The organism is Streptomyces sp. CBMA291, assembly GCF_014596525.1.
Classification (GTDB): Bacteria; Actinomycetota; Actinomycetes; order Streptomycetales; family Streptomycetaceae; genus Streptomyces.
Genome location: NZ_MSJP01000013.1, coordinates 1 through 13,526 on the forward strand (window position 1 = coordinate 1; position 13,526 = coordinate 13,526).

Here is a 13,526-nt window from a genome sequence, read left to right on the forward strand (position 1 = left end):
AAGAAGCCGACCAGATAGCCCCCTCCTTCCTTCACCCGTCCTGTCGCCGACGCCGGCGGCGGTCCGCCCCCACGGACCGCCGTCGGCGTCGCCGTATCCGGGCCGGAAACCGCCTCCCCCCCCCCCCCCCCCCCCCCCCCCCCCCCCCCCCCCCCCCCCCCCCCCCCCCCCCCCCCGGCCCCCCCCCCCCCCCCCCCCCCCCCCCCCCCGCCCCCCCCCCCCCTCCCCCCCCCCCCCCCGCTACGGGATTCCCGGGCCGCGCGCCGTCGCGGAGCAGCCGCCTCGTCGTGCCCCTTCCCGGTCCCGTGCTCGCAGGAAACGGGGAGGGGCGTGAGCGGGATCGTCGGTGCTAGGCGCCGCCCTCGCCCGCCAGGCGGCCGAAGTCGGTGTCCGGGGCGGTCGGGGGCGGTGGGGGGAGCGCCATGCTGTAGTGCCGGTAGAGCTGGAGTTCCTGTTCCGGGGAGAGATGGCGGCCCACGCCGAAGTCGGGGGCGTCCTTGATGAGGGCGCGTTCGTAGGGGATGTGGAGGCCGTCCCCGGCCAGCTCGCTCGGTTCCAGCGGGACGAAGGCGTCCCGGCTGAACAGCCCGGTGCGGACCGCCGCCCACTCGGGGACGCCGGTCGCGTCGTCCAGGTACACCTCGTCCACGGTTCCGATCTTGTGCCCGCTCCGGTCGAACGCCTTGCGGCCGATCAGGCTGCGCGGATCGATGTCGGTCTGCACGGTCCCTCCAACTGGTCGCAACTGCTCTGCAAACCCTACGAAAGTGCACATCTCGGATGTCGGCCACTTGAGCGATGGGAGGCACAACCGCGCTGGTAGGCTGGCTGTGGCTGTCGACCCTGTGCGGGAGAGTCCCCCGGAGAACGCTTCCGGTGGACGCCGAAGGAGCAAATCCTCCCCGGAATCTCTCAGGCCCCTGTACCGCGCGGACGAGGTCACTCTGGAAAGCGGAGCGGTGTCCGACGGCATGCGCTCTCACCGACGGTGAAAGCCGGGGTGCCGTGAGGCGCGCCGGTGAAACTCTCAGGTTGAGATGACAGAGGGGGAGGCCGTCCGGGTACCCGCGCCGTGGTGCCCCTCGCAGGTCGTGACGACCAGGAGGCCTCCGTACATGACCGCCAACCGCATTCCGCTCTCCGAACTCGAACAGGGCATCCCGTTCGAGCAGCGGCACATCGGGCCCGACGCCGAGGCGCGCGCCAAGATGCTCGCCCAGGTCGGTTACGGCTCGCTCGACGAGCTGACGGCCGCCGCGGTGCCGGACGTCATCAAGAACACCGAGGCGCTGGGCCTGCCCGCCGCGCGCACGGAGGCCGAGGTCCTGGCCGAGCTGCGCACGCTCGCCGACCGCAACCAGGTCCTCGCGCCCATGATCGGCCTCGGCTACTACGGCACCTTCACGCCGCCGGTGATCCTGCGCAACGTCATGGAGAACCCGGCCTGGTACACCGCGTACACGCCGTACCAGCCGGAGATCTCCCAGGGCCGCCTGGAGGCCCTGCTGAACTTCCAGACCGTCGTCGCCGACCTGACCGGTCTGCCCACCTCCGGCGCCTCCCTCCTCGACGAGGGCACCGCCGCCGCCGAGGCCATGTCCCTGTCCCGGCGGGTCGGCAAGGTCAAGAACGGCGTCTTCCTCGTCGACGCCGACGCCCTGCCCCAGACCGTCGCCGTCATCCGCACGCGCGCCGAACCCACCGGTGTCGAGGTCGTCGTCGCCGACCTGTCCGAGGGCATCCCCGCCGAGATCGCCGAGCGCGGCGTCTTCGGCGTCCTGCTCCAGTACCCCGGTGCCTCCGGCGCGGTGCGGGACATCAAGGCCGTCGTCGACCAGGCCCACGAGCTGGGCGCGATCGTCACCGTCGCCGCCGACCTGCTCGCGCTCACCCTGCTCGTCTCGCCGGGCGAGCTGGGCGCCGACATCGCCGTCGGCACCACCCAGCGCTTCGGCGTCCCGATGGGCTTCGGCGGTCCGCACGCCGGTTACATGGCCGTCCAGGACAAGCACGCCCGCTCCCTGCCCGGCCGCCTGGTGGGCGTCTCCGTCGACGCCGACGGCAACCGCGCCTACCGTCTGGCCCTCCAGACCCGCGAGCAGCACATCCGCCGCGAGAAGGCCACCAGCAACATCTGCACCGCCCAGGTGCTGCTCGCCGTCATGGCCGGCATGTACGCCGTGTACCACGGCCCCGAGGGCCTCCAGGGCATCGCGCGCCGCACCCACCGGTACGCCGCGATCCTCGCCGCGGGCCTCACCGCCGGTGGCGTGGAGCTGACCCAGGGCGCCTTCTTCGACACCCTCACCGCCCGTGTGCCCGGCAAGGCCGACGCGGTCGTGGCCGCCGCCCGCGAGGCCGGTGTCAACCTCTACCGCGTCGACGCCGACCACGTCTCCGCGGCCTGCGACGAGACCACGGGGCGCGCCCAGCTCGCCGCCGTGTGGGCCGCCTTCGGCGTCGAGGCCGACATCGAGGCCCTGGACGCCGTCACCGAGGACGCGCTGCCCGCCGGGCTGCTGCGCTCCGACGCGTACCTGACCCACCCGGTCTTCCACGCGCACCGCTCCGAGACCTCGATGCTGCGCTACCTGCGCAAGCTCGCGGACCGCGACTACGCGCTCGACCGCGGCATGATCCCGCTCGGCTCCTGCACGATGAAGCTGAACGCGACGACCGAGATGGAGCCGGTGACCTGGCCCGAGTTCGGTCAGATCCACCCCTTCGCCCCGGTCGAGCAGGCGCAGGGCTACCTCACGCTCATCACCGAGCTGGAGGAGCGCCTCGCCGAGGTCACCGGCTACGACAAGGTGTCGATCCAGCCCAACGCCGGATCCCAGGGCGAGCTGGCCGGTCTGCTGGCCGTCCGCGCCTACCACCGCGCCAACGGCGACGCGCAGCGCATCGTCTGTCTCATCCCGTCCTCGGCGCACGGCACCAACGCCGCCTCCGCCGTGATGGCCGGCATGAAGGTCGTCGTCGTCAAGACCGCCGACGACGGCGAGGTCGACGTCGAGGACCTGCGCGCCAAGATCGCCCAGTACCGTGACGAGCTGTCCGTGCTGATGATCACCTACCCGTCGACGCACGGCGTCTTCGAGGAGCACGTCGCCGACATCTGCGCCGAGGTCCACGACGCGGGCGGTCAGGTGTACGTCGACGGTGCCAACCTCAACGCGCTGGTCGGGCTCGCCAAGCCGGGCCGGTTCGGCGGCGACGTCTCGCACCTGAACCTGCACAAGACCTTCTGCATCCCGCACGGCGGCGGCGGTCCGGGCGTCGGCCCGGTCGGCGTCCGCGCGCACCTCGCCCCGTACCTGCCGAACCACCCGCTCCAGCCCACCGCGGGCCCGGAGACCGGCGTCGGCCCGATCTCGGCCGCCCCGTGGGGCTCCGCCGGCATCCTGCCGATCTCCTGGTCGTACGTACGGCTCATGGGCGGCGAGGGCCTCAAGCGCGCCACCCAGGTCGCGGTGCTCGCGGCGAACTACATCGCCAAGCGCCTGGAGCCGCACTTCCCGGTGCTCTACACCGGCCCCGCCGGACTGGTCGCCCACGAGTGCATCGTGGACCTGCGCCCGCTGTCCAAGGCCACGGGTGTCACGGTCGACGACATCGCGAAGCGCCTCATCGACTACGGCTTCCACGCCCCGACGATGTCGTTCCCGGTGGCCGGCACGCTGATGATCGAGCCGACCGAGTCCGAGGACCTGACCGAACTCGACCGCTTCTGCGACACCATGATCGCGATCCGGGCCGAGATCGAGAAGGTCGCCTCGGGTCAGTGGCCCGCCGACGACAACCCGCTGCACAACGCCCCGCACACCGCCGCGGCGCTCGGCGGCGAGTGGAACCACGCGTACACCCGCGACGAGGCCGTCTTCCCGGCCGGTGTCTCGGCCGCCGACAAGTACTGGCCGCCGGTGCGCCGGATCGACGGTGCCTTCGGCGACCGCAACCTGGTCTGCTCCTGCCCGCCGCTGGACGCGTACGACCACTGAGCACGGCGGCGGTCGCGCGCGACCGCCTGAGCATGGCCGAGGGCCGGTCCGGAGATCTCTCCTGGCCGGCCCCGGTCGTTCCCCCGCCCGCTCAGGCGGCGGCCGTGACCTGGCCCGCGGTCAGCGGTCGGTGCGGGGCGATGATCTGTCCGTCCGGCAGCAGCTCACCGGTGTCCTCGAAGAGCAGGACGCCGTTGCACAGCAGGCTCCAGCCCTGCTCCGGATGGTGAGCCGTCAGTCGGGCCGCTTCGCGGTCGGCGGAGTCGGCGGTGGGACAGGCGGGCTGGTGCTGGCACATGGGTGGGTTCTCTCGCTGTGTCGTGGTGGATGTCCTGCGGCTCTTGGCGCTCATCGCCGCCCCCGTCGGTCGGTTCGGTTCCGGTCCCAAGTCTTGCCCCAGAGACGGTCTTCCGCAGGTATTTCACGGCAGCTCGTCCTCTCACGGGAAGACGCGTCACCCGCAGGGGCGGTTCAGGTCAACTGCACCGTCTCTTCGGGTGGTTAGGAATGGCCCCAGTGGGCTAGTCCGTCCGGGAGGGGCGTTCGGGCGGGCCGTTCGGGCAGGCCGTTCGTACCGTCGGTGACCGTCGGCGACCGGAGAGGGCCGGGGCGGATCGGGGTCTTCTGGAACGGGGCGGAGGTCCGGGCGCGAGTCCGCCCCGTGACCCGGTGGGGCACGGGGCGGTGGGTGCTCGGGTGCCGGATCAGGCGGGTGTCGGAGAGCCGAGCGGCGGCGGCGGTGTCAGACGGGTGCTCAGCACGGGCAGGAGATCGGCGACCCGGTAGGCGTGCGAGGCGGCGATCCCCGGCGGCGCCGGGGCGAGCGGCACCATCAGGTCGGACGCGATCGGAGTGCCCGCGGCACCGTCCTTGTCACCCCCCGCCTGGAGCCAGAGGGCCAGCATGTAGAGCTGCGGTACGGAGAGCAGCCTCGGGCGGTAGGAACCGGGCAGCGCCTCCGCCTGGAGCAGGGCGCGCTCGGTGGAGGCCACGTAGGGACCCTCGAAGAAGTGGGAGAAGGCCCAGCCGTCGGGGGTGAGCATGGTGTCGGCGGCGGCGATGGCCCGGTCGCCTTGCCGGATGAGGAAGCGCCAGCCGGCGAGCCGGGTGCGCGGCGGCCGTCCGGGCGCTCCGGCCGCTCCGAAGACGTGTACGGGCAAGGGGTGATCGGGGCTCAGCGGCCCCTGCGCGGCCCGCAGGGCGGGTGTGCGCGGCTCGCGGACGGCGGCCGGGGAGTCCAGGGCCGCGAGGACGCTGCGCAGGGCCGGCGCGGGGGCCGGGGAGGGTCGGAGCATGGTGGGTCGCCTCTCGCTCAGGAGACACGGTGACGCGTGGGCAGGTACGACGGCGCTGTCGGCGGCGGGGCCAGAGAGGGGCCGAGAGATCATGGCCGGGCGCCAACACTCTGCCTCGTCCGCGGAGTTTATACGACACGTGTTCACACAGTGTTTCCGCTAGACGCCGCAGGTATTCCTGGCAAGGCCTCATCCGGCCGTAGAAAAAGGGTAGTCGAAGCGGCACGCCCTGTCGCTCCCCGCGCTCACCTGGGTATTCCCGTAAGAGGCGGACGGCTGAATTCCGATCCCGTGGTCCGATCCAATAGGACGGCGGTATATGTCGCTTGTCCTATGCCTTGGGAATGTGCCTCCAGAGTGCCGCATCCAGCCTATCCTCCGATGTCTCGGTGCCGCAGGCGTTGTCGATCAGACGAATGGGCATCATGGTCCAGACACGCGGCCGCCGTCGCGGCCGCCCACTCGGGGAGGGACCCTTCGATGGGCGAGAAGGTCGTGGCCGACGGGTTCGGTCCGTCCGACCGGCAGCACTACCGGAGAAAGCTCAGGGAGTGCCTCGCGGGACTCGCGAGGCTCCTCGCGGAGAAGAGGTTCGACCGGCCGCGCAATCTCATGGGTGTGGAGATCGAACTCAATCTCGCGGGCCCGGACGGACTGCCCCGGATGCTGAACGATCCGGTTCTGGAAAAGATCGCGAGTTCCGATTTCCAAACGGAACTCGGAATGTTCAACCTTGAAGTGAACATCGCGCCGCACCAGCTCGGCGGTCGCGTATTCGACCGGCTCGCGGAGGAGATACGCACCGGAATCGGATACGCCGACCGCAAGGCGACGGAACTCGACGCGGGCGTCGTCATGATCGGCATCCTGCCCACGCTCACCCAGGGCGACCTGATCCTGGAGAACCTGTCGGCGGCCAACCGGTACGCCCTCCTCAACGATCAGATCCTCGCCGCCCGGGGCGAGAACCTCACCCTCGACATCCACGGCGTCGAACGGCTCCTCTGCACCTCGGAGACGATCGTCCCCGAAGCGGCCTGCACCTCGGTGCAGTTGCACCTCCAGGTGACACCCGCCCGGTTCGCCTCGGTGTGGAACGCGGCCCAGGCGGTCTCCGGAGTCCAGATCGCGCTGGGCGCCAACGCACCCTTCGTCTTCGGCCGCGAGGTGTGGCGCGAGTCCCGGCCGCCCCTCTTCCAGCAGGCCACCGACACCCGTTCGCCGGAACTCCAGGCCCAGGGCGTACGGCCGCGCACCTGGTTCGGCGAGCGGTGGGTGGAGTCGGCGTACGACCTCTTCGAGGAGAACGTCCGCTACTTCCCCGCCCTGCTGCCCGTCTGCGCCGACGAGGACCCGCTGCTCACCCTGGACCGGGGCGAGGTGCCGAAGCTCCACGAGCTGAACCTGCACAACGGCACGATCTACCGCTGGAACCGGCCCGTGTACGGCTGGGTGGACGGGGTCCCGCACCTGCGGGTGGAGAACAGGGTGCTGCCCGCAGGGCCGACCGTCACCGACGTCATCGCCAACGCCGCCTTCTACTACGGACTCGTGCGGTCCCTGGCCGACGACCCGCGCCCGGTGTGGAAGCGCCTGTCCTTCGAGGACGCCGAGGCCAACTTCGACGCCGCCTGCCGGTACGGCATCGAGGCAGAGCAGCGCTGGCCCCGGGCGGGCAGGGCCGGTGGCGTCACGACGCTCCCGGCGGTCCGGCTCGTGCTCGACGAACTGCTGCCGCTCGCCGCCGCCGGGCTCGACGCCTGGAACATCGAGCCCGCCGACCGGGACTACTACCTCGGAGTCATCGAGCAGCGCTGCCGACGCGGGGTGAACGGCGCCTCCTGGCAGACCGACACCTTCCACCAGGCCCTGGCGTCGGGACTCGACCGCCCGTCGGCACTCGCGGCGACCACCCGGCGCTACCGGACGCTGATGCGGGAGGGGCAGCCGGTGCACACCTGGCCGGTGGGCATCGACTGAGCGGGGGCGGGCCCCGGCCCCCGAGGGCACGGGCAGGGCGACCACGGGACATGACGGCCGGTCATGGCAGAGTGGTCGCCGGTCGCCGGAGCGGCGTCCGTCCGCGACCGGGAAGTGGGGACAGCCGTGGCGTCCGAGGTACGAGTGGGTGACGCTTCGCCGCCGCCCGGGAGCGATCCGCGCCGGCTGCTGCGCTCCGAGACACTGCTCGTCCTCGCGCTCTCCCTCGGCGCGAGCGGGGTCTCGTCGCTCATCAGTTTCATCGGCTCGCTCACCAGGACCGGGGCGCTGAAGGAGCAGGCGGCCACGCTCAACGGCTCGTACGCGCCCGGCCGCCCGTGGCTCGACCTGTCCTGGCAGCTCTTCGGCATCGCCACCGCCCTCGTCCCGGTCCTCCTCGTCGTCCATCTGCTGACGCGCGAGGGGGCCGGGCCGCGGACCATCGGCTTCGACCGGACCCAGCCGTGGCCCGACATCGGGCGCGGGGCGCTGCTCGCGGCGGGGATCGGCAGCGCGGGCCTGGCCTTCTATCTGGCGGCGCGGGCGAGCGGCTTCAACCTGACGGTGGTGCCCGAGTCGCTGCCGGAGGTCTGGTGGAAGTACCCGGTGCTGATTCTTTCGGCGATCCAGAACTCCGTCCTGGAGGAGGTCATCGTCGTCGGCTATCTGCTGCGCAGGCTGGGGCAGCTGGGATGGACACCGATGGCCGCACTGGTGGCGAGTTCGGTGCTCCGCGGCTCCTACCACCTGTACCAGGGGATCGGCGGCTTCGTCGGGAACGTGGTGATGGGCGTGGTCTTCGTGCTCCTGTACCGCCGCTGGGGCCGGGTCGGACCGCTGGTCGCGGCGCACGCCCTGCTCGACATCGTGGCCTTCGTCGGCTACGGGCTGCTCGCGGGGAAGGTCGGGTGGCTGCCGACGGTCTGAGACCGCGGGTGAGGGAAGGGGCGTACGGGGACTCCGTACGCCCCTTTCGCCGGTCGGGAGGCGGGTGGACGGGTCCGGCCGTGTCGGGAGGCGGGTGGACGTGGACCGCCGCCGTCGGGAGGCGGGTGGCCCGCCTCCCGACGCGAGCCGGGTCAGGCGTGCAGTTCGCCGTCGATGACGGTGACCGCGTGTCCGTTCAGCAGGGTCCGGTCGCCGCGCAGCCGGGTGCGGACGAGTCCGGTACGGGCGCCGCCCTGGAAACCGACCAGCTCGTCACGGCCGAGCCGGGCCGACCAGTAGGGGGCGAGCACGGTGTGGGCGCTGCCGGTCACCGGGTCCTCGTCGATGCCGACGGCGGGGAAGAAGCCCCGGGAGACGAAGTCGTAACCGCAGGACGAGTCCTCGGCGTAGGCGGTCGCGATGATCCCGCGCTCGGAGAACGCCCCGAGGGCGCCGAAGTCGGGGGCGAGGGCGCGCACGGTGGCTTCGTCGCGCAGCTCCACGAGGAGGTCGCCCACGTGGGCGGCGGTGTCGTGGACCGAGAGGATCTCGACGCCGAGCGCCTTGTCCAGACCGTCCGGGGTGGGGACGGGGGTGACGGAGGAGGTGGGGAAGTCCATCGTGATCGTGCCGTCGTCCTCGGCGGTGGCGCCGAGGATCCCGCAGCGGGCGGCGAAGCGGATGGTGCCGGTGGCCGCGCCGGTGGTGTGCAGCACATGGGCGGTCGCGAGGGTGGCGTGGCCGCACATGTCGACCTCGGTGGTCGGGGTGAACCAGCGCAGAGCCCAGTCGGCCTCGCCGTTCCCGGCGGGCAGGGGGTGGGCGAAGGCCGTCTCGGAGAGGTTGACCTCGGCGGCCACCCGCTGGAGCCAGCCGTCGTCGGGGAAGGAGTCCAGGAGCAGGACTCCGGCCGGGTTGCCGGAGAAGGGGCGGTCGGTGAAGGCGTCGACGATTCGGATGCGCATGGTTCGACCGTACCTGGGGTGGTTTCCGGTGGACCAAGGCCCGTCGCGGAGAAGCGGTGTCCTGTCTCAACGAAGTCAGTCGTCTGCGTCTCGCTGACCTGCGTGGACTGGATTGAGTGAGACGCGTGGACTCGGTTCGTTGAGACAGACCGCAAGTCTCGTGCCCGCCGCATTGCGTGTTGGGAGGCTAGGACTCGCTCGTTCCTGAGCCAGTCCAGACGGCGAGGTCGCCTCCAGGCAGTGATGCAAAGCGCCACCCTCTTGGGCCCGTGACCTGCCACGCTTCGAAGGACGGATCGGACGAGCAGGTCAGATGGTGGCCTGTGTCGAAGACGAGACACAGGGTGCCGGACTTGAACGCGACCGCCGACAGGACATTCGCTCCAAAGAGTGCGAGTGCCCCCGCGACGTCCTGCGATTCCGGATTCAGGAGCACGGACGGGTTGGCGCGGGCTGTCCCGTGCGAGAGGTCGACGGGTGCTTCCAATGCGACTTCCCAGTTCGAGTCGAGGACCAGCACGAGCCGGAAGTCCACGGTGATCTTGGTGACGCTCATCCCGCGAAGGTTCAGGACCCACTGGTCCTCGTGTTCGACGGGACTCTCTTCAGTGCTCACCACTGCACCTTGGCTGATCTGACAGTCGAGGGCCATGGGATTTCCGGCACCAGGGCGGCATGGCCGGAACTATGGTCGGGCTGTGGACGACGAGCAGATCACCATCCAGCTCACTCCGGATGAGGCCCTGGTCCTGTCGGACTGGCTGGAGCGGGTGCAGATGACGGACCTCAGCCGTCTTGTGGACGATGCGGCGGTGTGGGCTCCGATCCACCGGCTCGCGGGAACACTGGACAAGGCGCTTCCCGGAATTTTTGCAGCGGACTACTCGGAGCGCCTGGAAGCGGCGCGTCGCCGTCTTCGCCCCTCAGCGGATGATGACGGTGAGTCGGAGGACTCCGCGTGACCTTGTGGGGCGGTGGCAAGGCGGCTGAGAAAGGAGTCCGGGGTCTCGTCGTGAAAGAGCAGGATGGTGCGGGGAGGAGGCGGCATCAGGCGTCGAGCTTGTCTGAAGGGCCTGGGTCTGGGCCTGGGTCTGGGAGCACTCGGAGGCGTTCCCGGTGGGCTGCAACGCGGCAGGCTGCTGAGCACCAGAGCCGTGGACGCCCGCGTTCGGACCGGCGGTCGGTCTTGCCTTTCAGCACTCGATCGCAGCGCCCGCAATGTCCGTTGTCCCAACGTGTCTCGTAGGTAGCTTGTCTGCAATGTTCGGAGCACCAACGGAATGGACGGTTGCGTTCCACGATGGTTTCGCACTGGATGCATGGCGCTGTGTAGTGAGCGTGCCGTAGGACACCGTCGTGGGAGAGCGGGATTCGCCTCCGGAAGGGGCTGGCCGCAGATGCCGCATCGCATGTCGACCAGAGCCCGCTGAAGGTCAGTGAGCGCGCGGCCGGTCACGACGGCCAGTCTTTCAAGGAGGGGAGGACCCGAGGAGCCGGCAGCACAGAGGTGGGAGCGCAGTTCGGCGGGCGGGATATGGTTCGCTGCCGCAAGGCGTCGGATGTAGGCGTCGAAGGTGCCGCCGTCGGCAGGGCGAACGTAGATCGGTAGACGAGGGGGTGCGATCTCGATCATCGCTGCCTGGCAGGCTTCGGCGCGGGGCGCGTGGACTCTGCCGCATAGTCCAGAGGGATGGCGTCGAGCCCCTCTTTGGTGACACGCTCGGTGCCGTTGAGGATCGCGTCGATCGCGGCGCCCCGGATGACGTGGGACAGCGCGCCGATCATCCCGTCGGTGCGGTAGTAGAGGTAGCGGTCGAGTTTGAGCAGACTGCGCGAGGGATGGCCGTGCAGGATCAGAGTTTCTTCCATGGTCGCGATCAGGCCCTTCTACTCCTCGCCATAGGGGAAGGGGCCGGTTGGAACGAGAGTGAAGCGGCCCGCGATCTGGGCGCCTCGCGTGCCGACCAGTAGTTCGCTGGACTCCGGATCGATTCCCGCATAGACGAAGGTGGCGGGGATGCGATCGGAGAAGTACTTCAAGGTGTCGGAAACCTCGGTGCCGGCCTGGGTCCTCTGCGAGATGTTGTGGATCTCGTCGACCAGGACGAGCCCGGTGCGCGTGTCGGTGCAGACACCCACCACCGCCTCGATGATGTCGGTCATGTTCGAGCGGCCACGGACCGGAAGCCCCAAGAAGCGGGCGAACTCTGCTGCAACCATGCGGGCGGACGCAGCTGGCGGAACGGTGATGTAGAGCACGGGAATGCGGTCTGCAACCGTAGGGTGACGGGCCCGGTCGAGAAGCTCGTGAGCACGGCCGAGCTGCGCGATGGCACTGGTCTTGCCCGTACCGGGCAGGCCCGAGACCATCAGTCCTCGGCGGGCACTGATCGCATGTCTGTTCGACAGGGCCAGGTGACGGCCACAGATCCGAGTCTTCTCAACGAACGATGTGGAGACGGTGAGCATCCGAGCGTGATGGTGGAGGCAGTCCTCGTCGCAGAGATCCGGCTCGGCGAGTGACAACCGCTGCAGTTCGCCCGGGGATAGCCGGTTCGGGGGTGGGAGTGGGCCGTCGACGAACCTCCGCCAGCCAACCAGAGTGGTCAGCTGCTGGTCGGCCTCGGCGTCGGCCTGCCGCATCGTTGTCGGGCCGGCCGCTGGGCAGGAGAGAGTCACGTGTGCCTCCAAGGGTTGGCGAGCGGGTCGAACAGGCCCAGTGGGATGACATCGGCAAGCTCGGTGTCAGGCGCGTCATTGCAATGCGGCTTGATGACGGGTGGATCTGGAACCGAGCGGTTGGTCGACGTTGTCCGAGTACGAGCGGCGATGCGGCGGTCACGCCGCGAACGCTTGGTCGGACGGTCCTGCTCTGCAGCAGGACCGTCGTGGGCCCGCCGCAGCAGAGCCGCGGCCGCATCCGCGATCTGTTCCTCGGTGCCGCCGGGAACCTGGGCGCGAGCGTGGTCCCAGGCCAACTCACCGAAGGGGGCGCCGACGCGGTGGAGATGCTTCCAGAGCACGGTGATCCACCGATCGGCGCGGGCGTCGCGTACCCAGATCCGGGACACGTCGTAGGGGTCGTAGCGGACCTCCCACAGGCCCTTCTTTGTCCTTACCCCCGAGCGCTGGCGGCGCAGCGGGTTCAACTCCGGGCTGTCGTAGGTGCGGTGCTTGATGCGGATGCCGTAGGCGTTGATCGCCTGCCAGCGCTCGGGCAGCAGTTCGATGTAGTCCTCGCCGCCGAGCGGCACTGGGACGTATCCGCAGGATTCAAGCAGCGTGGCGTACTTCTCGTTCGGTGAGAACGCCCGCGTCGGTGCGTCAGGGCCGCGCAGAGAGTCATGGGGCCTGGTCTGCCAAACGGCGATGATCCACTCGTCGAGGAGGTTCTGGAGTTCGGGCAGTGACCACAGAGGCCCGTCTTCCAGGCCGCGGCCGCGGCGGTCCGTCGTCGAGCCGGTGTATCCCGCGACGAATCGGGCGAACAGCGTGGCCACGGAGCCCAGGGTCTTCTCGATCGTTCCCTTGTCGGTCGGCGTCGCCTTGTGCGCCGGCTGAAGGTTGATGCCCAGGTATCGGCAGGACGCCCTGAAGGCGTGCGAAATGAACACGCTGCCGTGGTCGCAGACGATCGTCTCCGGCACGATCACCGGGCGGGCGGCCGCGTGTTCCAGTCGTTCGTCGATGCTCAGCAGTCGCCGGTGCGGCAATGCTGACCGGGACATCCGTAGGGCTTCCGCCCAGCCCGGGCGGATCGGCTGAGGGGTAACACTGCGAGCCAGCAACGCGGAGGCGTCCGCGGCCTTCGTGGGGGGCCGCAGAACCGCTGCGGTGATCGACCTGGTGGCGATGTCGACCATGGCCGTCAGCTCGACCTTCTCGGTAACGCCGTCATCCAGCCGCGCCAGCACGTCCATCGGCGTGGAGTCGATCTGCATCAGCTCGCCGGGCGCACTGGCCGGCACTTCGCCAAATGGCCCGGAGGGCCGTGCTCCGACAGAGCGGCGGGTGTGGGCCGACCCAGTGGCTTGGGTACCGGCGGCGAGTCTGTCGAACAGCCGGTAGAGGGTGGCCCGAGACGGCAGCTCAACGTCGGCGGTCTCCTCCCGATCGGACAGGAGCTGCTTGGTCCGCCAGATGATGAAGCCGGTAGTCCTCGACGACGCGTCGGCGGTCTCGGCGATCGCCTGTCGCATGGCTCCCACCACGGCCGGGTCGACCTGGCCGAAGGCCTGCAACCGCTTGGCCGACCGGCCATCCGCAAGCCCGACCAGCCCATCCCGTTGGTAGCGCTGGCGCCGCTGCTTGATGCCGCTGGCCGACATCTGATGCCCGGCCGCCGTCAGCTCGGCAGC

10 protein-coding genes, 1 pseudogene and 1 riboswitch are annotated in these 13,526 nt (G+C 70.1%); of the genes and pseudogenes, 4 read left to right on the forward strand and 7 right to left on the reverse strand.

Going from position 1 to position 13,526, the window contains the following annotated elements; genetic code table 11:
• Positions 1-349: 349 nt before the first annotated feature.
• The gene (locus BU197_RS03435) at positions 350-775 is read right to left on the reverse strand and encodes a PRC-barrel domain-containing protein (RefSeq protein WP_188266673.1); all 426 of its coding nucleotides are present in this window, start codon (positions 773-775) and stop codon (positions 350-352) included.
• A 63-nt stretch (positions 776-838) separates the two neighbouring features.
• Positions 839-938, forward strand: a riboswitch (glycine riboswitch).
• A gap of 177 nt (positions 939-1,115) precedes the next feature.
• On the opposite strand from BU197_RS03435, the gene gcvP reads away from it, so the two are divergent.
• A complete protein-coding gene (gene gcvP, locus BU197_RS03440; RefSeq protein WP_188266674.1) occupies positions 1,116-4,001 on the forward strand; it encodes an aminomethyl-transferring glycine dehydrogenase in 2,886 nt (961 codons plus the stop codon).
• 91 nt (positions 4,002-4,092) lie between these two features.
• On the opposite strand, the gene BU197_RS03445 is transcribed toward gcvP, so the two are convergent.
• Entirely contained in the window at positions 4,093-4,299 is a 207-nt protein-coding gene (locus BU197_RS03445) for a DUF5999 family protein (protein WP_188266675.1), read from the reverse strand.
• A 406-nt stretch (positions 4,300-4,705) separates the two neighbouring features.
• Positions 4,706-5,296: a hypothetical protein gene (locus BU197_RS03450; RefSeq protein WP_188266676.1), complete on the reverse strand. Its 591-nt coding sequence runs from the start codon at positions 5,294-5,296 to the stop codon at positions 4,706-4,708.
• Positions 5,297-5,776: 480 nt separating this feature from the next.
• Here BU197_RS03450 and BU197_RS03455 point away from each other — a divergent pair, with 480 nt between their 5' ends.
• Complete coding sequence (locus tag BU197_RS03455) at positions 5,777-7,276, forward strand: glutamate--cysteine ligase (protein ID WP_188266677.1); 1,500 nt, start codon at positions 5,777-5,779, stop codon at positions 7,274-7,276.
• Between the two features lie 63 nt (positions 7,277-7,339).
• Positions 7,340-8,203, forward strand: a complete 864-nt coding sequence (locus tag BU197_RS03460; RefSeq protein ID WP_223183936.1) for a CPBP family intramembrane glutamic endopeptidase — start codon at positions 7,340-7,342, stop codon at positions 8,201-8,203.
• Between the two features lie 152 nt (positions 8,204-8,355).
• Here the strand turns inward: BU197_RS03460 and BU197_RS03465 are convergent, their stop codons facing one another.
• Together BU197_RS03465 and BU197_RS03470 are read right to left on the reverse strand one after the other, a co-directional pair.
• Positions 8,356-9,168: a PhzF family phenazine biosynthesis protein gene (locus BU197_RS03465; protein WP_188266678.1), complete on the reverse strand. Its 813-nt coding sequence runs from the start codon at positions 9,166-9,168 to the stop codon at positions 8,356-8,358.
• Between the two features lie 187 nt (positions 9,169-9,355).
• Positions 9,356-9,784 carry a DUF6188 family protein gene (locus BU197_RS03470; protein WP_188266679.1) on the reverse strand — a complete coding sequence of 143 codons (429 nt, stop codon included), beginning with the start codon at positions 9,782-9,784 and terminating at the stop codon, positions 9,356-9,358.
• A gap of 82 nt (positions 9,785-9,866) precedes the next feature.
• Here BU197_RS03470 and BU197_RS03475 point away from each other — a divergent pair, with 82 nt between their 5' ends.
• Positions 9,867-10,130: a hypothetical protein gene (locus BU197_RS03475; protein WP_188266680.1), complete on the forward strand. Its 264-nt coding sequence runs from the start codon at positions 9,867-9,869 to the stop codon at positions 10,128-10,130.
• 667 nt (positions 10,131-10,797) lie between these two features.
• Here the strand turns inward: BU197_RS03475 and BU197_RS03480 are convergent.
• Together BU197_RS03480 and BU197_RS03485 are read right to left on the reverse strand one after the other, a co-directional pair.
• Positions 10,798-11,811, reverse strand: a pseudogene (locus BU197_RS03480) (ATP-binding protein).
• Positions 11,812-11,843: 32 nt separating this feature from the next.
• Positions 11,844-13,496 carry a Mu transposase C-terminal domain-containing protein gene (locus BU197_RS03485; RefSeq protein WP_223183933.1) on the reverse strand — a complete coding sequence of 551 codons (1,653 nt, stop codon included), beginning with the start codon at positions 13,494-13,496 and terminating at the stop codon, positions 11,844-11,846.
• Positions 13,497-13,526: the final 30 nt, after the last annotated feature.